The sequence below is a fragment of the Gelidibacter algens genome (assembly GCF_001678675.1).
GTDB classification, from domain to species: Bacteria; Bacteroidota; Bacteroidia; order Flavobacteriales; family Flavobacteriaceae; genus Gelidibacter; species Gelidibacter algens.
Genome location: NZ_LZRN01000010.1, coordinates 39658 through 63734, shown reverse-complemented (window position 1 = coordinate 63734; position 24077 = coordinate 39658). Strand labels below are relative to the sequence as shown.

General features: G+C 36.3%; 26 protein-coding genes. 10 read left to right on the top strand and 16 right to left on the bottom strand.

The genetic code is table 11. The annotated features are described in order from the left end of the window. Positions 1-171 precede the first annotated feature (171 nt). Entirely contained in the window at positions 172-1728 is a 1557-nt protein-coding gene (locus A9996_RS06870) for an ion transporter (protein ID WP_146608900.1), read from the top strand. 69 nt (positions 1729-1797) lie between these two features. On the opposite strand, the gene A9996_RS06865 is transcribed toward A9996_RS06870, so the two are convergent. From A9996_RS06865 to A9996_RS06855, 3 genes are all read right to left on the bottom strand, one after another. After that, positions 1798-2265, bottom strand: a complete 468-nt coding sequence (locus A9996_RS06865; protein WP_169817242.1) for a DUF421 domain-containing protein — start codon at positions 2263-2265, stop codon at positions 1798-1800. A gap of 643 nt (positions 2266-2908) precedes the next feature. Then, positions 2909-3700: a hypothetical protein gene (locus A9996_RS06860; RefSeq protein WP_066432581.1), complete on the bottom strand. Its 792-nt coding sequence runs from the start codon at positions 3698-3700 to the stop codon at positions 2909-2911. 109 nt (positions 3701-3809) lie between these two features. Further along, positions 3810-4655 carry a hypothetical protein gene (locus A9996_RS06855; RefSeq protein ID WP_146608901.1) on the bottom strand — a complete coding sequence of 282 codons (846 nt, stop codon included), beginning with the start codon at positions 4653-4655 and terminating at the stop codon, positions 3810-3812. A 757-nt stretch (positions 4656-5412) separates the two neighbouring features. Between A9996_RS06855 and A9996_RS06850 the strand changes: the two genes are divergently transcribed. Both A9996_RS06850 and A9996_RS06845 read left to right on the top strand, forming a co-directional pair. Beyond that, positions 5413-5778, top strand: coding sequence for a DUF1622 domain-containing protein (locus A9996_RS06850; protein ID WP_066432577.1), 366 nt, complete (start codon positions 5413-5415; stop codon positions 5776-5778). A gap of 179 nt (positions 5779-5957) precedes the next feature. Next, on the top strand, positions 5958-6959 hold the full coding sequence (locus A9996_RS06845) for an endonuclease/exonuclease/phosphatase family protein (protein ID WP_066432575.1): 1002 nt from the start codon (positions 5958-5960) through the stop codon (positions 6957-6959). 196 nt (positions 6960-7155) lie between these two features. On the opposite strand, the gene A9996_RS06840 is transcribed toward A9996_RS06845, so the two are convergent. Further along, positions 7156-7884 carry a sterol desaturase family protein gene (locus A9996_RS06840; RefSeq protein WP_066432574.1) on the bottom strand — a complete coding sequence of 243 codons (729 nt, stop codon included), beginning with the start codon at positions 7882-7884 and terminating at the stop codon, positions 7156-7158. 1004 nt (positions 7885-8888) lie between these two features. Between A9996_RS06840 and A9996_RS06835 the strand changes: the two genes are divergently transcribed. Further along, complete coding sequence (locus A9996_RS06835) at positions 8889-9635, top strand: DUF3891 family protein (protein ID WP_066432572.1); 747 nt, start codon at positions 8889-8891, stop codon at positions 9633-9635. A 327-nt stretch (positions 9636-9962) separates the two neighbouring features. Here A9996_RS06835 and A9996_RS06830 read toward each other — a convergent pair whose 3' ends face one another. Both A9996_RS06830 and A9996_RS06825 read right to left on the bottom strand, forming a co-directional pair. Then, entirely contained in the window at positions 9963-10718 is a 756-nt protein-coding gene (locus A9996_RS06830) for a YsnF/AvaK domain-containing protein (RefSeq protein WP_066432569.1), read from the bottom strand. Positions 10719-10754: 36 nt separating this feature from the next. Next, a complete protein-coding gene (locus tag A9996_RS06825) occupies positions 10755-11183 on the bottom strand; it encodes a YsnF/AvaK domain-containing protein (RefSeq protein ID WP_066432567.1) in 429 nt (142 codons plus the stop codon). Positions 11184-11561: 378 nt separating this feature from the next. Between A9996_RS06825 and A9996_RS06820 the strand changes: the two genes are divergently transcribed. Next, the gene (locus A9996_RS06820; RefSeq protein WP_066432565.1) at positions 11562-12173 is read left to right on the top strand and encodes a DUF998 domain-containing protein; all 612 of its coding nucleotides are present in this window, start codon (positions 11562-11564) and stop codon (positions 12171-12173) included. A gap of 126 nt (positions 12174-12299) precedes the next feature. On the opposite strand, the gene A9996_RS06815 is transcribed toward A9996_RS06820, so the two are convergent. From A9996_RS06815 to A9996_RS06800, 4 genes are all read right to left on the bottom strand, one after another. Continuing rightward, positions 12300-12806 carry a PRC-barrel domain-containing protein gene (locus A9996_RS06815; protein ID WP_066432564.1) on the bottom strand — a complete coding sequence of 169 codons (507 nt, stop codon included), beginning with the start codon at positions 12804-12806 and terminating at the stop codon, positions 12300-12302. 3 nt (positions 12807-12809) lie between these two features. Then, entirely contained in the window at positions 12810-13433 is a 624-nt protein-coding gene (locus A9996_RS06810; RefSeq protein ID WP_066432562.1) for a hypothetical protein, read from the bottom strand. A gap of 104 nt (positions 13434-13537) precedes the next feature. Next, the gene (locus A9996_RS06805) at positions 13538-14122 is read right to left on the bottom strand and encodes a hypothetical protein (protein WP_245905242.1); all 585 of its coding nucleotides are present in this window, start codon (positions 14120-14122) and stop codon (positions 13538-13540) included. A gap of 178 nt (positions 14123-14300) precedes the next feature. Further along, a complete protein-coding gene (locus A9996_RS06800) occupies positions 14301-14906 on the bottom strand; it encodes a DUF4136 domain-containing protein (RefSeq protein WP_066432560.1) in 606 nt (201 codons plus the stop codon). Between the two features lie 345 nt (positions 14907-15251). On the opposite strand from A9996_RS06800, the gene A9996_RS06795 reads away from it, so the two are divergent. The 4 genes from A9996_RS06795 (at position 15252) to A9996_RS06785 (ending at position 17341) form a co-directional block, all read left to right on the top strand. Then, the gene (locus A9996_RS06795; protein ID WP_066432559.1) at positions 15252-15680 is read left to right on the top strand and encodes a VOC family protein; all 429 of its coding nucleotides are present in this window, start codon (positions 15252-15254) and stop codon (positions 15678-15680) included. Positions 15681-15701: 21 nt separating this feature from the next. Beyond that, positions 15702-16004, top strand: coding sequence for a ribosome hibernation-promoting factor, HPF/YfiA family (gene hpf, locus A9996_RS06790; protein ID WP_066432557.1), 303 nt, complete (start codon positions 15702-15704; stop codon positions 16002-16004). 27 nt (positions 16005-16031) lie between these two features. Then, positions 16032-16184, top strand: a complete 153-nt coding sequence (locus A9996_RS19840; protein WP_157487189.1) for a hypothetical protein — start codon at positions 16032-16034, stop codon at positions 16182-16184. Positions 16185-16336: 152 nt separating this feature from the next. After that, the gene (locus A9996_RS06785; RefSeq protein ID WP_066432556.1) at positions 16337-17341 is read left to right on the top strand and encodes an ion channel; all 1005 of its coding nucleotides are present in this window, start codon (positions 16337-16339) and stop codon (positions 17339-17341) included. A 75-nt stretch (positions 17342-17416) separates the two neighbouring features. On the opposite strand, the gene A9996_RS06780 is transcribed toward A9996_RS06785, so the two are convergent. The 6 genes from A9996_RS06780 to A9996_RS06755 all read right to left on the bottom strand — a co-directional run bounded on the left by A9996_RS06780 (position 17417) and on the right by A9996_RS06755 (position 23710). Continuing rightward, complete coding sequence (locus tag A9996_RS06780) at positions 17417-18031, bottom strand: DUF1989 domain-containing protein (RefSeq protein ID WP_066432555.1); 615 nt, start codon at positions 18029-18031, stop codon at positions 17417-17419. Beyond that, entirely contained in the window at positions 18028-18696 is a 669-nt protein-coding gene (gene gntA, locus A9996_RS06775) for a guanitoxin biosynthesis heme-dependent pre-guanitoxin N-hydroxylase GntA (RefSeq protein WP_066432554.1), read from the bottom strand. The genes A9996_RS06780 and gntA overlap by 4 nt, the downstream gene beginning before the upstream one ends. A gap of 24 nt (positions 18697-18720) precedes the next feature. Further along, entirely contained in the window at positions 18721-19269 is a 549-nt protein-coding gene (locus A9996_RS06770; RefSeq protein WP_083993874.1) for a DUF421 domain-containing protein, read from the bottom strand. A 466-nt stretch (positions 19270-19735) separates the two neighbouring features. After that, a complete protein-coding gene (locus tag A9996_RS06765) occupies positions 19736-22138 on the bottom strand; it encodes a TonB-dependent receptor (RefSeq protein ID WP_157487188.1) in 2403 nt (800 codons plus the stop codon). 89 nt (positions 22139-22227) lie between these two features. After that, entirely contained in the window at positions 22228-23136 is a 909-nt protein-coding gene (locus A9996_RS06760; RefSeq protein ID WP_066432551.1) for a FecR family protein, read from the bottom strand. Between the two features lie 55 nt (positions 23137-23191). Further along, positions 23192-23710 carry an RNA polymerase sigma factor gene (locus tag A9996_RS06755; protein WP_066432549.1) on the bottom strand — a complete coding sequence of 173 codons (519 nt, stop codon included), beginning with the start codon at positions 23708-23710 and terminating at the stop codon, positions 23192-23194. 114 nt (positions 23711-23824) lie between these two features. Between A9996_RS06755 and A9996_RS06750 the strand changes: the two genes are divergently transcribed. Then, positions 23825-24052, top strand: coding sequence for a hypothetical protein (locus tag A9996_RS06750; protein ID WP_066432546.1), 228 nt, complete (start codon positions 23825-23827; stop codon positions 24050-24052). The last annotated feature ends 25 nt before the right edge of the window (positions 24053-24077 follow it).

The following is a 24077-nucleotide window of genomic DNA, read 5'->3' as shown; positions in this document are numbered from 1 at the left end:
GACCATCACCTTATAGCCGATGTGAAGTTTGAGTTTGATCACTATTAAGCCCTATAATGATCATATCAGGTGCAATCCACCCTAAGTTTTAAGATATGATCGTACCAAAATAACCCTATTAATATGTCAAAAACGTCCACTAGTTACTATAAGCGCAAAAAGTATAGGGCTTTGTATAAGCTCGAGTCCGGACTTGAAATTCCAATGTTCCTGCTTTCACTCGGTTGGCTATACCTGCTTATTATAGATTTGGTACGAGGGTTGGGCGCTATCGAGAGGACCATTTTTTACATTATCTGGGGCGTTTTTATATTGGAATATCTTTTGAAACTTTATCTGGCAGCAAGCAAATGGTCCTATATCAAACAAAACTGGATTACGCTAGTCGCATTAATAATCCCCGCCTTCAGAGTGTTTCGGTTATTGAACGCCATCCGCATTTTGAGATCGGCCAGTTTCATTTCATCCACAAACGTTGTCCGCTCCTTAACCTCTGGAAGAAGATTTTTAACAGCCTTAAAAAAAGCGAAAGGTCCGCAACCAGAGCCTGAAATGAATATCGGGATCTTGATTGAATATAGTAGAAAGGAAATAAAAGAAGACTTGAGACTGTTTGCTGAACAGTTGATATCAGATGTGCAAACTCCCTTACAGGACGCTACAGGCATCCCGTGGAGTTTCGACATCACTGACCCGTCACAGTTGGCCACTGACAAAGCTAGAAGGCCTTCTGACTTTCTGGATGACACCAGCTTGCGAATGGCCGAAGGCCCGTATGACATGATGTTGGTTATTACAGATGTAGCCTTGGCAACTGTAAAAAACCGAGTGGATGCCGGCTTCCTATCCAGCGTGGCCCGTATTGCAATGATCTCCACACGAAAGCTGGTGACCACAGGGAGAAAACAGCCGATGCTTTCATTGAATGATGCATCAGTAAGGTTTAATGCCGCTGCGCTATTGTTGCACCTGGTTGGAGATATTGTGGGACTTAGCCACACAAATAAAGGCCATTCTAAAGTCATGTCCCCATATGAATTTTTATCAGATCGTAAAGCGGTGCCTATTTTTACACAGGCAGAAAAAGACCAGTTGCAAAAAGAAAAACAGCAATTGCCTGAACGGGAGTTGCGGGGCGGCAGTGGGTTGGAGAGTTTCATGTTTCACCTATTAATGGCTTTTCGCCATCCCAAACAACTTCTCAGGCCTTTGTTAAGAAATAAGGCGATTTTACTGCCTCTATCGCTTCCAAAGCTGGTCACCGCAGCCGTCAGTCCTTCATTTATCTTATTATTTACTGCAGAGATCTGGGATGTTGGGATCAATATGCCCAATTCTGTGGCCATCCTGTTTGCCATCATGAGCATTATGGGGGCCAGTTTTTATCTTGTTACCATCCAGTCTCTTTTTTTACCACGGAAAGAAAAAAGAATATTGACTGAGCATCTTGCCGTAGCAAATACAACTATTTATCTCAGCATATTTTTAGCGTGTATTGGACTTTACTTAATGGTTGGACTGCTTATGTTGTTTATGGAACTCTATGTGTTTCCTTCAGACTTGATCCAAACTTGGCCCACCCTAAACAAGCAGGCCGTTAATTTGACCGATTTGATACGCCTTGCGTCCTTTATTAGTACCGTGGGTGTCACTACTGGTGCGTTGGCCGGAGGGTTTGAAAGCCGTGCGGTCATCAGGGAACTGTCACTTTTTAGAAGACTAAAATAAAACTACTGAAGTAGCCTCTGGTGGTTGCGCTAAGCTGTATGATTAAATAAGAGTAAAGGTTTTATAAACTCATTTTTTACTACTAAATGTATCAATGTCTTCAATATCTTCTGGTAGTATTGAGGTTATGAGATTCCCATTTTCATATTTGAAAATACTCAAAGCTCCTGATCGCTCATAATACGCATGTTGTACTACTGACAGATCCCTGATACCAGATTGTCTCAAAAGCATCAGCACATCTTCATTATCTATATCGGCAGCTGGAAAGTTTTCTTTGAGCAGTTTCCCGTTTTCGACCAATTTGGTAGTGGGTAGATGAGTTAATTTCCTGACGCTTTCATATTTTATCTGTAAATCGACCACTAATTTTTGAAATGCAGCAACCAGACTTATCACCGTAAGGGCGACAGCGAGAGGAATTGTAGGATAAAACATCGCATCACCAACAGCACTTCCCATTGCCACAATCAATAAAATATCTGCGCTGCCCAAGTTACCTACTGCTCGCTTACCTATCCACTTAATTAATAGCATAGTATAACTCATGATTATGACAACACGACATATAATTTCTACGTAAATCATGAGACTGAAATCCCCAAATAATATTCTAAGAAAATCAAAGCTGTATTCATTTCCTTCAATCATAACTTTATGGTTTTAAATTATTAGTATTTGAGCAGTTAGGGTTTGGTGCAATTTAAAATTTCTGTATTCTGTACCTACTGAAGCTATTACTAAATATGTCAAAGATGCATTCGGATAATAAGACTAGATAGGGGTTGTGGAGCGTTTATAACTTAAAACAAAAATGCCACTAATAAACAGGTCAGCAAAAAAGGAGATTTCGAATTAAAATTATAGTATTTAACCATGAGGTATAGATGTAATAAGTAGAAAATTTAACTCTAAAGCTATTTAGAAGTCATCCTTATTTGTAGTATGTGAATTGTCAAATTGTTTAAAACAATCCTGAGTTCAGGTTCGCTTGTCTTTACTGCACACCTATTTTATCATAAAGTAAAAGATAACCCATCATACCCACATAAACGCTGAAAAATTAATCACGTTATTCAAAATATGAAACAACTATTTCAAATCATCACGATAAACTTTTGGTGCTGAACAGAAAAAAAAAAGGCTTCACTTTGTTAAAGCCAATTATAGGAGAAAAGGTTTAGAGGATTTCACCATTAGTCAACCAACGCTTAATTAACAGGTCATTATTGGAAATATCAACAATATGGAAGGTATTGAATTTCTTAAAAACGTTAGATTTCTCAATAGGTTCTATACAGACTTCTGCATTTGGATAAAGATAGTTGGAATGAATTAAAAAAAGTTCACCTTCTTTTTTTAGAAGAAAACCAACGTGACCCTCATCAAAGCCAATAAATGAAATTCCTTCTTGGGTAATCTTGTTGATTTCTTCAAGAATTGTTGTAGCGTCGTTAGCGGTAATGGTATTTACTACCGCGCCACAACTGATCATTTTTGCTTCGTCTATAGGAGATTTTTGAGCTAATTTATATCTATTTAGCCTTAGCCCCATATCTCTTAATGTGGTGGAAACGAAATACCCACAAGCTATTTTTCCAATCTTTGGAACAGCAGTGTGGCCGCTAAAACTCCATTCTGTACCGTACCAATGTGGTATCAAACGATTTACAAGATGGTTGGAAAAGGCAGCTTTTACATCCTCCAAAGTAGCCTGGTTCAAACTTAGCGCTAAATTCAGTTCTGTACGGAGTGTTTTACTGGCAACTTTTTCCGTATCATAAGACAAGAGTGATCCAGAGTTTTCATAGTTGTAAAGTACATTTCCGTCAACGGTAGTAGTATCTTCTACAGAATTCAAATTTTCGAATTCCGAAAACACAGCAGTTGTAATCGTTGCCGAGGAAGAAATAGGTTCTAACGGATAACAAATACCCACTAATAAGCTGAAAAAATTAACGGCTCTTAACATTTTGATAAATTTGGTATCACAAATATGCCCAATACAAATGAGTAATTGAAATTAAACTTAGTTAAGTTTTAAAAAAATATCAACATTTGGGCGGCTAACCCATTACATTTCAAATTTTTAGATTTACGCCCCACCACACCGCATAATCAGATGGCAACAATGGTCTATTACTCTGGTAGCCTTGGTCGGCCATTTTAAGACCAATAATTTTATCATCGGCATCCCTTACATAGCTTAAGAAAATAAAAGAATGTCCAAAGGGATCAATCTTTGGATCAGAGATTCCTCTGACGACCGCTCGGTAATCGTTTTTATCGCGCCATACTTGCATAGGAGCTCCGGGCCTCAATTGACCGCTCCATATTTTTTTTCCGTTTAATAGGTCGCCCATTCCTGCACTGGCAATTGCACCGGCATTGCCTCTTCCCCTAAACTTTCTGGGTAGCGTACGCCAGCCCCTATGGGTGCCAGAGGTAGAAGCATACAAATTGTCAAAAACTTCTTTTGGAGTGTAATATTTTGTTGCCATGCTTTCAGGAAGATCCCGATAAATTGAATGGCCGTGCATTTGCTGATAGGCGTTTAAAATTCGTGTTTTACTGACGGTAAGGCAGTGTCCCCCAGGCTCTTTATTACTGCTGTACATATAATTTTTTACTATTTGCTGTGCTACAGGAAATGCAGGCTTGAGATCTTCTTCGGTATGTATATGGGGTGTGGTAAGCTTCTGTACAGGTTGTGCCGTCATCGGTATAGCAATGGTTTTTGTAGCACGAACAGGAATTTCACTTTGAGTTACCGTTACCGTGTTAGCCACTTCATCTGTGTAAACTACGCTTCCTTGATCTACATCTTTTGTTGAACTACAACTTGAATACATACTAATAAGGCATAATGCGCAAAGCCAATAGGAAAAATAAGCGGTTTGTTTGGTCGTTTTAATTGGGTTTTTCATAGCGTATAATTAATATTTTTTGAGGCATTACTGTAATTTGACAAATTATAACTTACACACGTTTAACTTTCCTATTAGAACGATCACTCGAAATACTAAGTCTTTTATGTCATCTATCACAATTTCATTTTTTTTGGGGCCATCTAACAAAACAACCTTCCCGAGTTTTTTATAACAATAGTCGTCGTTTAAATAAATGTGAAAGTAGTAAGTTTTTTAAAACTTAGATTTTGTCGTAAAAAAATTCTCGTTTTACATATTTCTCAACATTTTATAGGAACTAAAATCAATAATGGCCTATCACAGAAAGTGCTGTACTCCCAATAATGTTTATGGCAATCCCCTCCTATCATAAATAAAGTTTCAAATGCCTTTCAACGCATAATCGTGAGATTAAGGAAAAGCAAGTGCCACAAACAAATTTCATACCATAACAGTGGCATGGTCTAAATAAAAGCCTATGAACCTTAACTAGCGGGTTTTTTTTAACAGCCTGAAGGTTTTTGGAATTCGTGCACTTAAGGTCACAATTTGTGCCCATTTTTAAAAGGTACCAGTCCATACTTGACAATCCCGACGCTTCAGGAGTTTTAAAATTTTTTGGAGGTATGATTAAGCGAGATGCATCAAAGTGCCCTGTTTTGAATTCGTGAGAGACCAATCCATTCCTTAGGCACCTCTACCAATACATTAATTGATAATAACGTATATTGGGGATAAATAAAATAAGCTACCAATTAACAAAACCTAAAATTCAATGGACATAATTAAAATATATATTGACTATATCGCCACCATAATGGAGGCGATTGGCGTCTTGACAATTTTTATTGGTTCCATATTCGTCATGGGTAGATTTATCTTTCAAATGAAAAGTAAAAACCCTATTACTTATAAAGAACTACGCCAAGCGGTTGGCAAATCCATTCTTCTTGGCTTGGAAATATTGATCGCAGCAGATATAATTGCTACTGTGGTTACAGAACCCACCTTGTTATCAGTGTCAATTTTAGGTTTAATTGTTTTAATAAGAACATTTTTAAGTCTCTCTCTTCAAGTTGAGCTAGAAGGAAAATTTCCTTGGCAAAAATTTAAAATAAAGAATCAAAAGGACAATCAGTGAAATGATAGACATCTGTAGGTTTTATAGTCTGGTTCCATATAAATGTAATTTGTATTATTTAATGGGCACTCATTCCCTCCATTTGAGTTCAAACTATATAATAGTTTTATTATTTTAAACTTATGAAATGAGCAACAGATTCAAAAAACCAAACAATCGGTCATTGTAAAATTTAAGTTATGGAAAAAACCAGAAAGATACTTTACATCATACTTTGTTTTATTGCAGGAATTTTGGCAATAGGTTCAATACTTTCAATTTTTAGAGATACCGAAAGTCGCTATTTGAAAATGCTCGATTTTATGAGAATTCAATTTTTCATAACTTCTGTCCTTAGCTTAGTTTTGCTCATAATAGTGACTAAAAAATGGTTTTGGTACGGCTATTTGGTCTTGAGTGGACTGTTGATTGGATTGATCGTAAACGGTTCGTATTTAATTAATTATACCCCGCTAGTTTCTGTAGAAGTATCTGCAGCAAAAGACACTTTTGCTTCTGGTAGTCAGTTGCGACTCTTATTGATCAATGTAAAAATGTCAAACAATCAGGCACAACCGTTAATCAACCTCATTGAACTCAAAAAACCTGATTTGATCTTGGGCATGGAAGTCAATGAGTGGTGGTCTAAACAGTTCGAATCTTTTAAAGATGAGTATCCTTATTCAATAAAGGCCATCAATGATGTCACCTATGGAATGGTACTTTACAGTAAGTTTCCGTTGGAATCGTCGGATGTTAGTTATTTGAACAATAGAAAAGTTCCTTCTTTTGAAAGTACCGTTAGTCTTCCCAATGGTCAGAAAATCAGCTTCCATGCCTTGCACCCTGTTCCACCGACACATTTTGAAGATTTACCCGATAATGAAGGTCAGCAGGAAAGTGCCATGAAAATATTAGGTGACAAGGTTTCAGGTAGAACATACCCTACTATAGTTGCTGGCGATATGAATGACGTGGTTTGGTCCCATGTTGATGCATTGACATTAACTGAGAACCTACTTTATGATGTTAGGGTTGGAAGAGGATTCTATAACAGTTTTAATGCAAATAATATTTTTATGCGATGGCCTCTGGACCACGTTTTCGTGACCAAAGAATTCCGCTTAAAAGCTTTAGAGCGCTTATCAAAAATAGGCTCTGATCACTTCCCAATGTTCGTGACATTGGTACTTCAAGAATAAACTGAATAGCAGATTACCCATTTTGTAATCAGCGAGCGTGCAACCCAGTGCGAAAATTTTTCAATAACCCCATGGCATAAAGTGCACTAACCTTCACTGATGTTCAAAAATATCATTTTTGGATCCTCGTTATGACCTTACTTTTATTACCACCCTCAAATAAAGTAAACATAGTAATGTTCTACGCAGTGGATTTCTATTCCATTTTACGGCTTTCGGTGCCCATTATTTTATCCCAAAACGTAAAATATAACCCATAGTTGGTATTGAATTCTTTATGATGGAAATGGTGGTGGGTGGCGTCTATCCATAGTTTTCCGAAGGCACTGTTTCTGAAATAAACAGGATAGATTTCAATATCCAAATGATTGATTACACTGCTTAGGGACATAAAAAATAGATAAATAAGAAGCACATAGATGTTGACGGGTATTACCACTAAGATGATTGGCAGGATGAAGGCCTCCAAAACACTTTCCCACGGATGGAATGAAAATGCAGTCCATGGGGTGGGACTTAAACTTTGATGGTGGACCTTATGCACCACTTTATAAATTTTGGGTATATGCATGGCTCGATGCAGCCAATAATAATAGGTTTCGTGTACTAACAACACTAATACCAAACTTATTGGTAAATACCAATAACCAAATTTTAAAGGGTCCAAGTAAATGCCCGTTAGGTTGTTCGCCCAAAGCCAATAGGTTACTGCGCCAAACAACGCAAATATGCCTGAAGAGATGATGCTCCAATATATTTCCTTTCTTATCTGTCCTGTTTTTGCCGGTCTTCGGCTCAAAATCTTTTTATCTTTTGTACTAGTATTGAATCTTAAGTAATACGCATAAAACACTCCCGCTATCGCAAAATAACGTATGAGCAGAATTGTGAAAAAAATTAAAATAGAACCAAAAAAATCTTCCATGGTTTACTGACTGAACTTAGTGTATGAAATTTAAAGTTATGAAAACATTCTGAACCTTAATGGCATTCAACTTTTTAAATACTAGTTTGTTTGTGATCATAGGGTCATTAATAAACCTGCAAAGGCTGTTTATATGTGATAATAAACGCAAACAACTTTTTAAAACAAAAGTTGCATTTGAGGCGGAATTGACAGATTGGCCTTTTTAAAAATTTGAATTAATGTCTTTTAATGCAACTAGTTGTTCCCATTTATTTGTTTCTCAACATCTTTTAATAACGTTTAATATTTGGAGGCTGCCACCCTGCCCTAATGTTTCTTAGTGTTAGCAACATGTACAGCTTCTAATTACTGCAACAACTGTCCCCCTTCGAGCATCGTTTCATTTGATCCTCAATATTCTAAATTTAATAACCCGACAGGTCTGAAAAATGTTCAGATCATAAAATAATGGACCCAATAAAAAACATATCCGATTTTTACTTTACTCGTTGGTTCTCTTTTTTTAAACCTCAACTCAGAATTGATACTATCTGAAAACTTGGTAAATATTGACAAAAGGTAGTTAACCCACTTCCATTTTTTGGAGTATTTTTTTTCGTGATTAGGTTAAGTAAATAAAATTGAAGACATTAAATTTAGTCACATTTTAAAATGCAAAAGGCTCAGTAAAATCTGAACAGCAGATATTAATACATTCCCCACAAAACCATGTTGACATCCCATCAATTTTAAGGAAGCCTTTGGCCTAGGTAAAACAACAAGTTTCTTGAAACAGCGCAAATAATAGCATCTTATAACATTCAAGATGCTAAGTCAAACATAACCTAGAGGATGAGTATAAAAAAAATATTTGACTTTATATTTGAGTGCGTCAAACTCAATTTGCCGCTACTTTTGATCTTTTTCAACATGAGCTTAAGAAAATTTGAAAGGTTGTGAAAATTAATTCTTCATAACTTTTTAACTTGGTATATCGCATTTAAATTCTAAACCCATTTGATATGATTGTCAACAAATCTGTAATAGGCCTACACATCATCTTTCACGAAGCGCATGGCCTGTTGGCAGGTAAAATAGCCAATGAAATTGCAGCAGAATACCGCCCCATCCATTGGTTTGAAACACTTGTTGCGGTTTGCGAACACGATGACCGACAGTTAAATTTTGACGAGAAGGATTATCTATCTGACATAGGCGTTCCTTTGGATTTTACTGAGGAACGGTCTTCTGTAAAAGATGTAATTACCAGAATGCAACGCATTTTAAAATCTGCAGCAAACAAATCTCTATGGGTCAAGCTGCTCATCTCTTATCATTTGGAGTTTATCTACAGCGATCTAAAAGCAGAAAGTAAGCGTATAGCCTCATTTTTTGCTGATGAAGACCGCGCGCGACAACTCATTTTAAAAGAGTTCAAAATATCAGATAAGAAAGCCAGATCCTACTATGAAGTGATGCGCTTTTGCGACCGGTTGTCGCTCGTTTTATGCAAGGATGAAGCGCCCGCTGCCGAACGATTACTTGAAATAAATACGTCTATTAATGGAGAAACATTTTTTATCAAAAAAGCCAAAAATGGAGAATTGATCATTACCCCTTGGATTTTCAGTAACACTGAATTTGAAGTATCTGTAGAGGAGCGGATATTACGGAAAACCCAATTTACATCGGCCACTCAGTTTCAAACCATTTTAATGGAATCAAAACCACAACCTAAAAAATGGGTGCTTAAAAAAGCAACTGATTGATGCTGGATTGTTTCCAATCAACATTTTTGAATTTTGGGATTGTGGGGTGAATCAAAGGTTATTCAGATAAGACAGTGCATGAACTTATAAACTATTGGACCGTCATTATTTTCGTATCCTTTTATGAAATGCAACTGCCGTGTGGAGCCTTAAGGCACAGCACAATATAATTCATCATAATAGGACTACATGATTAAAGAACCTACAAGCTTACGTGCCAAGGTTAGTAGACTTGGCCGGAGTTACACCTGTCCAAATAAGGAAGACCACATATAAAAATGTGGTCTTCCTGTTGAATTTGAAAAGAATTCTTGTTACGCCTTATTTTTATTTTTTGAAATCCTTGTCAACATCAACCTTGGTCTCACGCACGGTATCAGAAATAGTTTTTTCGTGTTGCTTAACGTCTTTATTAACTTCAATTTCTTCAACAACTCGTGCATTTTTTTCAACGACAGCCTTTTCAGCGTGTTCCGTCATTGCAATGGTTTTCTCTTGAAAAGCATCTTTGTCAGATACATCTTTATTGACAGGTTTTCTGGTCACATAAACTCTTTCATCTCGCAAACGGATATCTTCCTTTACAGGCTTTTCAACGATGCGGCTTTTAATACGAACGCCTCCCGTGTCAACTGTGCGTTTGCCAACATTGAGTTCCTCCTTCACCACATCAATGGTATCGTCATTGTGTGAACCCGTTTCGTTTCTCCTAGAATTCTGCCGTGTTGTGTCCTTCATCTTTCGGTCATAATCGTCAACATCTAAGGCACCACAGGAGTCCAAGATTGAAGCAGCTGCTTTTGCATGCTTTTCATCTGCGGCATAAACCGTAACTACGTTGGTACGCGCACCTACTCTGCTATGACGTTCACGGTCGTCATCATCATCGCCAAAGAGCCAGTCCCAAAATCCGGAAGTGTTTTCCTCTTCATCGTAATCATAGTCCGTATCTTTATAATCTCCCTGGGTCTTATAAGGAGATAAGTCAACTTGATTCTTGTCAAAACCATCATTGTTTAGTTTTCTTAAAGCCTCTTGTGCTTCATCTTTCTTATTAAAAAATCCTACTATTGTGTAATTCATAATATATTGTATTTATTTATTGATATCTATTCCAAACTATTTGGAATTTCGGTAATTATTTTTCTTTGGTTGCACATCTTTTTTGTCAATGGTGACACTTTCACTGCGCAATGCCGTTTCAATGTGTTCTAGTGTTTCAATTTGCTCTTTGGTAATATGTATTTCCTTAACAAGCATTATTTTTTTTGTAATTACGGCAACCTCTTCTATAATTGGAATAATGGTTACATTACCCGTCTCTCTAATCTTGGGGATTTCAGTAACCTCTTTATTGACCGGTATATGTTCAATTTTAACATGATCATGTAAAAGCGGTACATCGTGCCTGACTATTTCCGTATTCACCGTTTTATGAATGGTGATTTTTCTTTTTTCCACAACTTCTTTCGAGAGGTCCATTTTTTCTTCATGAATGGAAATGATTGCTTTCTCGTCTTTTTTGTTCGTATTGCTTTTTTCTTCCATTGTATTGCTTTATCGGAAAATTATTGGAGCTTAATCTGCCAGTAATCATATAATGTAATTTATTATATATATAGATCATTTTTGGTTGCTAATAATTTAATTTTTACCCCATTAAAAAAAATTTCTACTATTAGAAGAATTTCGGATGTTGTCATGAGTCGAAAAATAAGATATGTTTAACGAAGAATTTATACCGTTACCAATTGACGTCATTTTAACACTCATTATTTGTTATCAAGAGCATATGTTGACCTATTCTTAACGAAAAATAGAAGTTTCATCCAAATTCTTGATACACGACGGCAAGTTGTTTTTGTTTTATATAAAAACTTTATCTTTCAGGATTAAAATTGGTTTGATACTAGTATTCTTTTCAAAATGAAATACAAACACGAGGTATTAAAATATGGCGGGATCGCTTTAGTCATCGGTAGTTTAAGTACCATAGTGGCAGATGTTGTAGGCATCATGGTGGTTGAAGACCACAATCCTGTACGGCAGACCATTAGCCAACTGGCACATGGCAAATATGCCTATATACAAGATATTGGTCTTACTGTTTTTGGAATAGGAATATTACTTGGTGGTATGGCGCTTTATGTGTGGAGGTCCAATTCTACCATGCTGAAATTGGGAGCTTTTCTTTTGGGTATTATGGGCATATGTATAGTGGTGCTTGCTGAATTTAATCAATTTGCCGGAACACCAGGAACAACAATTCATATAGTTCTGTCAGTCGTTATAGGACTTCTCTATTTGAGTAGTACAATTCTCATTGGCATAGCGTTCAAGAAAATCAATACCAATTGGTACTATGGAAGCATTGGTATTGGCATTTCATTTCTGATGGCCTGTTCTGGTTTTTTGATCATTTCTGAAGCTTATGAAGGCGCTTATGAACGCGGCGTCGTTTTGATTGTATTGATATGGTTTTGCGCTATGGCCTATCAAATGATGACACATCAACACGAATCGAATCCATCCAAATAGTGAAGGAAAGTCTCTCTAGCGAATGATTACTTCAAACCATAGTCATGCAACTTTTTTTTAGATTAGTTCCACTAAAAAACCCGAATTAGAAAATTCGGGTTTGTAACATTATGTTTAGTTGTAAAATTAATGTTGCTCAAATGCAGCATTATCATAAAACTGATCGTATTTTGGATAGTTCTTAGCTTCATCACTTCGCACATAGGAGTCTAAAATGATGACTTCATAGTCTCGATCAATTGGAGCGCCCTTTTTTATCCGTTTCGTTTCAGCAAAGGTGTCATGATTGATGTTGTCTGTAGATACAATTTTGTTGTCCAGATTGAGGTGAGCCAACCCAATTGGGAGGATCAAGTGGTTTTCACCATCTTCATTCAGAAAACCATGAACGCCACCTTTTTCTCTAATATTGTAAGGTTTATGATTGGCCTCAATAATGGATGGATCAACTTCAATATCTAAATACACCACGCGCTCAGTATTTTTGTTGACGAGCATATTGTCGACTTCCCCTACAACTCTTCCGTCTTTATCTTTTACTTCCCAACCACGCACATCTTTGTCGCTGTCGGCAACCTCGTAGTCTGAGAGTTCTTCGAGATAGAATATATTTTTTTCTTTATCTGTGTCCATAATTTAATTGTTTTTCATGTTTGTTAATAGATCTCCTGCCTTTTCAAAGAAATTCTTCACCGCTGCCTTTTGCTCGAGCGTTTGTGTTGCTGGTTGAATATTGGTTACTGAGTTTTGAAGTTCGGTACTGCTTTCCTCCAAATCGGGAAATTTTTCATTCTGTATTTTGTCCAAGGCTTGTACAATAATATTTCCTGCATTATTGATTTTATCTGCATGATCCACATCATAGGTGTCCTTTGTAACAAAATCTGAATTTTCACGCGCCGTTTCCAATTCGGCTGTTATGTCAACACTTAACGTGTTTGCCACAGCTTCTGTAGCGTCAATCAGTTTGTTTAGCGCAGTATGCGTATATTGATGCTCAAGGCCCATTTCAGGTTCCTTAGCGATAAACATTTGGTATCCTGAAATTGCAGACACTGCCGTTTCAGAGAATGGATTTGAAGTTTCGTAATCTGAATTACTAACGTCATCAGTTACCATTTCTACATCGTTTGTTACGTCATCTGCATCTACATCATCATCTCCATAAAGGAATATGAAATACAAGATTGCCAAAACTGCCAAAATTCCTACAATCCAAGGCCATATTGGTGTCTTTTTTTTAATTTCTATCTCTGCCATAATTTATTGTTTTAAGTTAATTGTTTGTGTTTAAGTTTGTGTTTGGAAAAAAATGGTTCCGAAAAAAAATATATCCAGAACCATTTTTCAACCAACCAAAAAATTTATTTTGAATAGATAACTTTATAGTCTCCTATCTCATCTTTTATATCAGAAGCATTTCCAATATATCTATGTTGTCTGTTAAATAGCCTATCAGGTCTTTCTCCCACCACATAATATCTCACGTCAAGTTCAGGTGCATTTATTGTCACTTGATCAGAAACACGCATATTTTTATCGCCAATACTTTTTCCAGTCGATCTAAGTTCAGAAATGACAATCAATTTTTTTCCAGTCGCCCAAATCTCCTTGATTTCTATTGTTGATTCTTCACCCGTAACTTCGGCTTCCACCATCAGCGTGCGTTCTTCTTTTTCTCCTTCATTTGGCATATCAATATCCAAATAAGGGACTTCAACTTCTTCTTCTTCCATGACCACGACCACTTTTGGAACCTCAACAGTATCTGTCCTGGTACCCACATTGACTTCTGCCCAATCCACATCGTATTCCGGCAACTCGCCAGCCTCAGCATCAACATCAACGTCCACTTCTGGTAGTTCTCCCTTATCCGTTTTATTAAAGTCACAACTCATCAAAAGGCTAAAAGCCAATACTGGTATCATCATTTTTTTAATCGTACTCATAGTTTTAAATTTTAAAGTTTATATGTCATGCCCATCGAAACACTGTTTCTTTAACAGTTCACGTTGTAACAAACCAACACGGTTTGAAATCATAACTCTTTAAAGTTATAGAATGAAGATGCAAAACACGTGCTTAAATGTCATTTATATTGACGCTAATACTTTAGCAACGTGTTCATTATTGCGAAACAGTAGGATATTTTTTAAATACATTGTCAACAGACTCTGAAACTTCCTGGGAGGCGTTTTGCTGGTATATGTCGAAATTTTTCGCAGTTCCGGTCCATAAAATATTTTTCGTTTCACGATCCACAACATTTATGACCATTCCGGCATTGGTATGGGTGCGTAAGTTGACATCATAATCTACAATGTTATTGTAAGAATTATACCCGCTATAATAGTAAGAGTCATAATATCTATTTACTGGTAATGCAGAAGACGTATACGGGTAGTAGGCGTTGTTATATTCCCTATCTACTACAACGTTGGTCTCCTTATCATAATTGGTGTTGACAATGACCAATAAATCAGGATTATCTCTGTCTAAGGTATAGCCCGCATTTTGCATATTGCGATTTATGGCCTGCACGATATTTTTACCCACATCTTCTGATTGTTGTACAGTTTCAGGCGCTTCAGCATTGCTGTTAGGCAGGTAGGCATAGGTTTTATAGTTACTCAAATCTTTTTGAGTGCTTGTTGATGATGTAATTTTTGGACCGCAACTGTAAACCAATACAAGTGATAATACAGCCATTACATGAATAGATAATTTTTTCATAATGCTAATTTTAAAGTTAATATTACTGCAAGGTATCATCAAAAACGCTGAGCTGATGATCCAAAAAAAAGAATTTTTGCCGTAAAAATAAAAGGATGTGTATGAAGCTTGGTGGACATACCCTTAGTAATCAACTATATAATACAGGTGAGAAGTTGTCCAATACCAAAACGTATTAGACTAACAACTAAACGTCAAATGCTATGAAAAAAAACAAAGTAAAATTTAATAGACTTATCTAAAACACGTTTATTTTGGACACATTTCTTATTAGCATCAAAAAATTTTGGCATCGGGTCTGATTTTAATTTGCATAAGTCTTAATTTGGGACAAAACCTTAAATTATGAAGGTACAAGCATATTTGGCATTTAGAGGTAATTGCCAGCAAGCACTTGAATATTATAGTGAGATCTTGAACGCCGACATCATAAACCGTCAAACTTACTATGATAATGATACCAATGTCCCGTCATCCTTTGGCCATAAACTGCAACATGCAGAATTGAAAGGACGGCACTTACTGTTAATGGCCTATGATATATCTGCAAACACTCCCCTAAAACCCGGGAACCAAATTCATATGAGCGCTGAACTTAATGATATGGAAGAGGCAGCACATGTTTTCAGTGAACTTTCAAGTGGCGGGCAAGTACACCATACCTTCATGGAATGGGAATGGGGCTATTTTGGAAGATGTACGGACAAATTTGGTATCAATTGGATGGTGAAGTGTAACCATCAACTTTCAATTCCCAGTAATTATATAATGTAACACCATAAAAATCATAAAACTATGCAAGTAATATTTGAATATGACGATGTAGAAGGCAGCCAACCATTAGAAGAATTTGCCAAAGAAAAGTTGGAGCAACTGGTTGAAAAATATGACATGGTCATAAGAGCGGATGTATTTTTTAAGTTGGAAAACACCACTTCAGACGAGACCGGAAAAATATGTAATATCAGATTGAGCCTCCCAGGACCAAGATTGTTTGCTGAGGCAAGTCATGACAATTTTAGGGATGCCATTTCAGAATCTATCAACGATTTGGAACGTCAATTGAGAAAGCGCAAGGGCAAATTAAAAGATTATTAATCAGGGTTGTAAATCCACAACACACACATGAAAACGACACTACTTTTAAAAGCGGCCTCTGCACTTGTGCGAAATAGAAAAGCCAAAATTATATTTGTTGGTTTGCAATTTGGATTTTTGACCTATCAATTGCTAAAGGGTAAAAAGAAGAAAAAGCAAAATCCTCAAATTGAGACCTAGCATTAATTTGAGAACTAGCAGCAATTAAAAAATTCATCTAGAGCGCTCTGGAATAACCCCGTGAATTTTCAACATTACATTAGCTTCATAATAAAATTATTGGTGAGGTAAATTTGAACATACAATAATTTTCAATACATATAGGTTAGACTGTGAATATAGCATTATTGGTATTAGGGATAGGGATTCAAGTCTTGGTTTTGGTTGATATTTTTAAAACCATTATCTATATCAATGGCGCTGGTTTTTTGACCAACTTTGTCTCAAAAACTATTTGGAGCTTATTTTATAAGCTTTCAAAAGGCAATGGCAGAAGCAAATTGCTGGATCTGTGCGGCCCCATGATTTTGCTGTTCTTTCTATTTATGTGGATTTCTCTGATTTGGCTGGGTTATAGTCTCATTTATATGTCAGATAGCGCTTCAGTCATGAACACTGAAACTGATACCCAAGCTACGGTTATCGGTAAAATTTATTTTGTAGGGTATACACTGACATCTCTGGGCAATGGTGATTATAGGGCAGGAAGTGAAGTTTGGCAAATTGTGTCTAACATCATGGGATTAAATTCTATGATATTTATAAGTTTGGGCATTTCGTATCTATTACCCGTACTGCAATCGGTAATTGACAAAAGAACTTTGGCCGTGCAGATTACTATGTTAGGCTCTACGCCACAAGCTATAATCGAAAACGGCTATGATGGCAAAGATTTCAGTCCGCTTTATCAGCGCTTTACAAATTTAGAGAGTATCTTAGTAAAGCACGGTGAAAGACATTTGGCCTATCCCATCTTACATTATTTCCATTCAAATGATAGAAGGTACGCACTCCCGCTCAAATTAGCTACATTAGATGAAGTTGTGCTGATTCAAAAATTATATAATATTGACGATTCATCAAAAAATTTTCATTGGGAAATTTTAGGAGCTACATTGAATAATTTTTACGAACGTCTTGATTCAAACTTCGTTATTGAAGCTGATGAAGTTCCTCCGTTTGATTACAAAGATAAACTGCCCAAAGAATTTGCCCACAAAGTATTGTCCAAACCTCAATTTGAATTGAAGAATGTTGAAGAACGTAGAAAAAAAATTCGAGGGTATGTAAGAAATGATGGGTGGACTTGGGATGACGTTATCAGATCACCTGAATAAGTTTCTTATTATAGAACGTCCACTGAAAATTTTGATCTTATCATTGAAGGCTTATGGATGGATTTATCTAGATAATTAAGATTGTTCAGTTAAAAATCCATTTCCGTCAGTAATAATATAATGAATGGGCTTAAAAGTTCCGCCATTAGAATCTTCGGCAGAGCAGGCTGTCAGACCAACTATCAAGTCCATTTCTGCCTTAAATCTGACCAGGTCCCCTGGTTTGCTTGTAGGTGGTAAGACGCTTAGCTTTCCTTTTTCATCAAATTTTACATTCATAAAAATGTTGAAGGCCGTAGGAATATCATCCAACTCAATGCCATATGACATTAAATTACGATGTAAATTTTCAAGACAACTCGGGTGATAGGTCGGATTGTCATACATAATTTGAAAAGTTTCTGGGCTGCAAGGCGCCAAAAGAAAATCATTGCGTCCATTGGTGTCATCTCGTATCTCCATCATTTTATTGGACCGATTGCTCCACAAGAAATTGCCTTTAGTGAGCAAGATGCTTTCTTCAAAGTCCATAGTTTTACCAGACGATATGCGTTCTTTTAAATCTTCTTTATTGAACAGCACCATATCACTTACTTGTTGGCCCATAGGATCAATTACGGTAAGCACATCACCTTTCTTTAATTCAAAAGCGGCTCCAGATTGGGGCGCTATAATATGTATCGCATTCATATCTTCTCTTTTTTAGGATGAAACGGGCACTTCCAATCACTGTCTACTGCCCTTCCACTGTATTGTTTTGCTTCGGTATCTTTACCAAAGTCGCGAAGTACTGGATTTATAGAGCCCTGCAATTTTTTATCGCGTCGTCTAATTCTTTTTTTTACGGTTTGGTAAGTCCCCATTTCCCTTAATTTTTCAAACTGCCAATGTAAATTGAACACAACGGTGCAATAGGGTGCGCTTCTTGCCATTCGAGAACTTTTTGGGTGTAAGCCCACAATATAAAAGGCTCGGCCCTTTAAACTAAAACTAAAATTTGAGCTGTTGGGATCAGCACTTACACGAGGATCCCAGGTTTCTGTATCATTATTGTGTAAGCTCTGTAAAAATTGCCATAGGTGCTGCCCAAAGGCCTTTTCTGTTTTAAAGTGATCATTTTTAAAGCAAAATAACAGCGACTCAAAATCATTGGAGTCAAAATCATACTGGTCTAAATAGGCTTCTATATCATTAAGGATGGAAGGGATATTCTCTTTGGATGTGATGGAATCATAAATTTTGAGATGGTACTTCTCTAAAGCAAAAACAGTATTGGCCATGATGCATGGATGTTTCTGCTTGATTATAAAGTTCCTGTAATCTGTTTCTATCGTATTAGCATCTATTGATTTCATAACAGTATCTATGAATATTTTAGTTTATCGTCGTACATCTTTTAAAATCCAGTCCTCAATAGCCTCATCATTGTCTTTGTGTATAACCACCAAAGTACCAGTAGTTTCAAAAATGACCGCCTTTACTTCTGATAATTTTATAACATTAGCTTCTCGCAATTTAGCCCGGACGTCGCCTTCCGTAATCCTAACGGCCTTCATGTTTTCTCTAAGCATTACAGGCCCGTCCATCACTAAGGTTGGGGTATTATCAATCAGTTTCCTGAACCACTTATAGCGCCGAAAATAGGCTGCAAATAACTGTAGTGCATAAATAAACAAGAGTCCGGCAGCACCCTCCAATAAGCTTACGGTTTCTGAGAGGACTGTAGTTGCCATGATGGATCCCACTGCTATGGTCATCGCAAAATCAAAACTTGACATTTTTGAAAAACTTCGCTTTCCGAAAATTCGAGTATAGAAAATAACTGCCATATAAATTCCAACAGAGGTAAGCATAATGAGAAAGAAATCCTTCCAGCTTAAGTCAAAAAGTTTTTCTGAAACCGAATCCCAAAATATTGTAAAATCCATAGCGAGTAAGTTTATTAATACATCCAACTTAGATCCTATCTAAAATGGAAAAGAAATTAGAAGGTATGAGAATGTATTTAGACCGTAAAATTAAGACGTTCAACAAGCTAGTGTTACTTCAATACCTAATTAAATGAACTCAATAAGCATAATGGCGCATAGCGTTTAAAAATTACGCACAAACCGAGAAGATTTGATGCCATAAAGTGTGGTTACAGAATTTATGGGATCAAAAAACCGTTTTATAAAATATGCATTTAATGATACTCACTAAATCAACACTAAATCTTACTAAAAAGTTACAAACCGCTACCTAAGATTAATTCTACAGAACATGAGAGAATTCAGTGTTTGCCAATGTTTTGGAGATTATAAAACAAGCCATGATTGAGAGTTCCACTGAGTGTTTTTATGAATGAGTTGGAGCTACTTCCTAGGTGTTTATAAAACAGCTAACAATAAGTGATTAAAAGTAAATACGCACTACGGCATTAGTAGTCAGCCCTAATGAAAACCTTGAAAATTGATCTACCCTATCATCCTCATTGATTTTAAAATAGTTATTAATGGTATTTTCCCTGTTGGAAATATTCCAAACGGAAGCTCCAATTTCTGAATTAAAAGAGTCACTTATTCTAAACTTATAAATGGCAGAAGCATCTAGTCTCAAGTAATCCTGTATTCTGTTATTGTTTGCTCTATCAAAATTTATAACGTCGTTCATCACTTCATTTTCAGATACGGGAATTGAAGTAGGCTTACCCGTCCTATAATTGACTCCTGCCGATATGTCCCAATCTTTATTGCTGTAAGTACTGCCCAAAGTGATGGAATGGGTAATATCAAAATTATTAGGAAATTCTATTTCCTTAAGCGTTGCAAAAGTATAAGCGTTATTGAGGTAAGAATAACTTAACCAACTACTGATCTTGTTCAGCTTCTTCCTGAATAACAACTCAAAACCATAGGCATCATAATTGCCCTTTTCTTTCTCAAATTCATACTTTGTAGTAAAACTTTGGCTTTGGGTTGTTATACCATCCACAGTTTTGTAGTATGCATGAACATCCAATAGCCATCCATCATTTTTGTATATCAACCCCATAGATGCCTGTTTGCTTTCTATAATAGGGATACTATCATTATCCGTTAGCTGCCATCGTCTTTTTTCAATTCCCAAAAAATCATTTTGAAAATTAACAATCTGAGAGGTGTTTTGGTGTTTAAATTCTCCAAGCACTTCAAGTTCAAGATGATCTCCTATAGCTTTCCGAACACTTAATCGAGGTTCAAGTATCAGTTTCTCAAACTTAGTAATATAATTGGCACGCACGCCTGCCCGCACTGAAAAATCTCTATTGGCATTTGTATACCAGGCTTGAGTGAAAGCGCCGTGTTCCCTAACAATTTCCTCATCACGTCTCACATATCTTGGCAAATCAATATCATTAAGGTTGATGACTTCTGTTTCAATAAAACTATAACCGAGTTTAAATTGCCATAGGTCTTGACTATATACATTTTCAAATTTGATATTCGTTTCTGAAACACTGTTTTTTTGAAGAAAAAGTTGCATTGCCAAAACATCTGCATTCTGTGCCTGTAATTTATAATCACTGTTGTAAATGTTAAGCGTGGAAGAAAGTCTGTCGTTCCATTGTCTTTTATAATCAAACCCGACAGCCATACTATTTTGCGCTACATTACTTTGTCTGATCCTCAAAATACTATCCTCAGCAACGGTTTCATTAAAACTCAACTCGTTGCTTATAAGTATAAAGTTAAGCCTCAAAAAATCTTTGTCTGTAGGATTGTATAACCATCTTAAGGAGGTATCATAGAAGTTGAATTCTTGATTTGAACTGGTTACTTCCGCAACGTTTTCCTGAGCTTCAGTATCCTGTGTCACTCTATCAAAATACACGTCATAAGTGGGCGTTCTTACAAGTTCATCCAAAGACTTTCTTGAGGCCACTTGCAACGACGACTTTTTGCCGATGGGAATGTTTGAAAACAATTCAGCATTTAAAAAATTCAGACCAAAAATTCCTCCAAATTTTGAATCTATCTTTTGTTCAGTTTGCATGTTAATGGTGCCTGAAACCCCGTCTGTTAGCGCCACATCAGTGCCGTTATTTATAACTGTGGCCACCTGTGTCATATGAGGATTAAAACTGGAAATGAGGCCAAAAAAATGTCCAGTTTGGTACATTTTAATACCGTCCCAAAGCATCAGGTTTTGGTCGTTGGTGCCCCCTCTGATATTTATATTGGACACTGTTTCATCAACACTTAAGATGCTTGGCAAAGCTTGAACGGTTTGAAGCACATCAGATTCAATTAAACCAGGGAGAAGGGTAAATTTGCTATAGTCGATTGAAGTACTCCAATCTTTGTTCTTATCAATCCCCTTTACCAAATAGCCCTCAATTAAAACTGCATTGATCAACTCCTGCTGTTCCAACATATTTATTGGGTCACACTGTCCTGAATTGAAAAATTTTACTTGACGTTCAATAGTTTTAAATCCAATATACCTTATAGTCAAAAGTTCTTTGGAAGATTTTAACACGAGCTCAAAATAGCCATTTTCATCGCTCACCGCATATGCAGAGGTACCGGTAATTGTTGCTCCTAAAAGGGGTTGCTGTGCGCTTGCATCGATTATATACCCGCAAACTTTTATAGGATTGGAAATTGTGATAATTGCAGCACTTACTTGGTCAAAAACAAAATTGGTCTGTTTTTCAAGAAGGCTGATTTTAGCAGATAAGTCTAAATTATCTGCTGGTGGATAGACTTTAATATCAGTTAGAAAATTACTCTCATAATTAAAACTGACTTGATGTAAGGTAGAAATGGTGCCCAATACTTCCGTAATTGGAAGTTTCTGGTCTTTTTTCTTGTCCTTGAAATGAAAAGTATGATAGTAGACATATTAAAATAGATAGGGAATACTTACTTTTTATTGACATTAGTTATGATAACCTCTTTAGTGTTTATAATTTTAAAGGTTAAATTAACGGGTTGTGTAATTGATTTCAAAGCATTTTCAAGATTATTATGTTCAAAGGCACCAGTAAAGTTTAGTTTAATGTCAGAATCATAGCTGACTGAAACATGATATTGTTTTTCCAACTCGTTAAATACATCAGCTACAGGCACATTTTCAAAAACACTCAAGCCCTTGACCCAAGATGGTTCAGCAACTACAATGGCAATTTTTTTAGAACTGCCTGCTGTTACTACAAATTCTGTACCCGCTGGTAATTCAACTTCCTGATTCCCATAAGAAACCTGCACTAATCCTTCATAACAGGACACCTTAAACATCCCATCTCTTGAAAGCACGTTAAATTCAGTTCCTAAAACACTTACAATACCTTGGTCAGTGACAACATTAAAACGCTTTCCTTTTTCAACATCAAAATAAGCCTCACCTGTAAGTTTTAGGCTTCGGTTTTCATCCCAATCGGCTGCATTATATTCTAAATGAGATGACTGATTCAGATTGACTTTTGAATGATCTGGCAGGGTGATCATTTCTTTTTGAGCCAATGTGGTTGTAAAGGATTCCATACTATTCTTATCCATAAAATAATAGATGGCAATACCGATAACAAAAATAGCGGCTATTTTTGAAGCAGTACCTATCCAGTTGATGGAACGCACTTTATTTTTGCTTTCCAATAGCGGTTCCAAAGCGCTAAACGATGCAACTTTAGCCTGTTCATCGCCTCTAAATCGTTGCGCTTCTTGAATAATTTCTTCAAACAGGTGAGCGTCCTCCAAAGCTTTAAAGGACTGTTCCTCTGCTTCAGATAATTCATTACTCAACCACTTTTTAACTAAATATTCTTCTTCCATGATATGCTGTTATATTATTAAAACAACTGAAAATCAAATTGTCCCAAAACTATTTTCAATTAAGTTCTTCCAATTGATTTTTCAGCTTTTTAAATGCTCCATATATTCTATGTTCAGCTACCTTTTTTGTTATACCCAAAATTTCAGCTACTTCTTTATGCGTTTTACCATCTACCTTATTGAGTAAAAAAGCGACTCTTTCCTCCTCCTCCAATTGCGATAGAACGCGCTCAAACCGTTCCAGAAATTCTTTTTTTCGCAAAATAAATTCGGGAGATTCATTGTCGTAATCTTGTGGCTTTACTTGCTGATATTTAAAAACCACTTTTTGATGTTTCACTTCATTTAGCATCATATTGTTGGCGGTAGTGTACAAATAAGACTTTACACTTTCTGGGGTAACTTTAGAGCAGTTCTCCCAAAGCTTTATAAAAGCTTCTTGCACCTTGTCGGTTGGGTTTAATAAATCACCGTATTTATAAAGAAGGATATTCCCTAAACTTTGAGCATATGTATCATACAATTTTGAAAAGCGGAATTTATCACAGATGTCGTGATGCAATGATTTTGGCATGTATGGAGCTTTAATATTTCAAAAAAGAAAGATATATAAAAAAAAGATGATTTTTCTTGGGACATTGTTTAATTGAGTTGTTTTAATTATATAATCCCTTAAAACCTCAATGTCATGAACTCAAATTTAAACCAAGTATTATGCGCGTTGAAATTAAAATCAGATAACTTTCAACCAAATATAAATGAGATTGTGAACCAAGTGAAATTGAAAGAAATTGACTATCATCGCACAAAAGTGATATCTCTTTCTCAGGCTGTATTAAAAAACCCGAATAACAGGTTTCGTCAAGGGGAATTGAAATCGTCATTAGAGCGTTTGGAATACCTTTATACCGCTTGATTGATCCTCTGAATTATTTCAGCGC

Excerpts from the sequence above, each read along its gene's own strand:
- A9996_RS06865 (WP_169817242.1), bottom strand. The coding sequence starts at position 2,265 with ATGCTATTAATTAAGTGGATAGGTAAGCGAGCAGTAGGTAACTTGGGC.
- A9996_RS06860 (WP_066432581.1), bottom strand. The coding sequence starts at position 3,700 with ATGTTAAGAGCCGTTAATTTTTTCAGCTTATTAGTGGGTATTTGTTAT.
- A9996_RS06855 (WP_146608901.1), bottom strand. The coding sequence starts at position 4,655 with ATGAAAAACCCAATTAAAACGACCAAACAAACCGCTTATTTTTCCTAT.
- A9996_RS06850 (WP_066432577.1), top strand. The coding sequence starts at position 5,413 with ATGGACATAATTAAAATATATATTGACTATATCGCCACCATAATGGAG.
- A9996_RS06845 (WP_066432575.1), top strand. The coding sequence starts at position 5,958 with ATGGAAAAAACCAGAAAGATACTTTACATCATACTTTGTTTTATTGCA.
- A9996_RS06840 (WP_066432574.1), bottom strand. The coding sequence starts at position 7,884 with ATGGAAGATTTTTTTGGTTCTATTTTAATTTTTTTCACAATTCTGCTC.
- A9996_RS06835 (WP_066432572.1), top strand. The coding sequence starts at position 8,889 with ATGATTGTCAACAAATCTGTAATAGGCCTACACATCATCTTTCACGAA.
- A9996_RS06830 (WP_066432569.1), bottom strand. The coding sequence starts at position 10,718 with ATGAATTACACAATAGTAGGATTTTTTAATAAGAAAGATGAAGCACAA.
- A9996_RS06825 (WP_066432567.1), bottom strand. The coding sequence starts at position 11,183 with ATGGAAGAAAAAAGCAATACGAACAAAAAAGACGAGAAAGCAATCATT.
- A9996_RS06820 (WP_066432565.1), top strand. The coding sequence starts at position 11,562 with ATGAAATACAAACACGAGGTATTAAAATATGGCGGGATCGCTTTAGTC.
- A9996_RS06815 (WP_066432564.1), bottom strand. The coding sequence starts at position 12,806 with ATGGACACAGATAAAGAAAAAAATATATTCTATCTCGAAGAACTCTCA.
- A9996_RS06810 (WP_066432562.1), bottom strand. The coding sequence starts at position 13,433 with ATGGCAGAGATAGAAATTAAAAAAAAGACACCAATATGGCCTTGGATT.
- A9996_RS06805 (WP_245905242.1), bottom strand. The coding sequence starts at position 14,122 with ATGAGTACGATTAAAAAAATGATGATACCAGTATTGGCTTTTAGCCTT.
- A9996_RS06800 (WP_066432560.1), bottom strand. The coding sequence starts at position 14,906 with ATGAAAAAATTATCTATTCATGTAATGGCTGTATTATCACTTGTATTG.
- A9996_RS06795 (WP_066432559.1), top strand. The coding sequence starts at position 15,252 with ATGAAGGTACAAGCATATTTGGCATTTAGAGGTAATTGCCAGCAAGCA.
- hpf (WP_066432557.1), top strand. The coding sequence starts at position 15,702 with ATGCAAGTAATATTTGAATATGACGATGTAGAAGGCAGCCAACCATTA.
- A9996_RS19840 (WP_157487189.1), top strand. The coding sequence starts at position 16,032 with ATGAAAACGACACTACTTTTAAAAGCGGCCTCTGCACTTGTGCGAAAT.
- A9996_RS06780 (WP_066432555.1), bottom strand. The coding sequence starts at position 18,031 with ATGAATGCGATACATATTATAGCGCCCCAATCTGGAGCCGCTTTTGAA.
- gntA (WP_066432554.1), bottom strand. The coding sequence starts at position 18,696 with ATGAAATCAATAGATGCTAATACGATAGAAACAGATTACAGGAACTTT.
- A9996_RS06770 (WP_083993874.1), bottom strand. The coding sequence starts at position 19,269 with ATGGATTTTACAATATTTTGGGATTCGGTTTCAGAAAAACTTTTTGAC.
- A9996_RS06760 (WP_066432551.1), bottom strand. The coding sequence starts at position 23,136 with ATGGAAGAAGAATATTTAGTTAAAAAGTGGTTGAGTAATGAATTATCT.
- A9996_RS06755 (WP_066432549.1), bottom strand. The coding sequence starts at position 23,710 with ATGCCAAAATCATTGCATCACGACATCTGTGATAAATTCCGCTTTTCA.
- A9996_RS06750 (WP_066432546.1), top strand. The coding sequence starts at position 23,825 with ATGAACTCAAATTTAAACCAAGTATTATGCGCGTTGAAATTAAAATCA.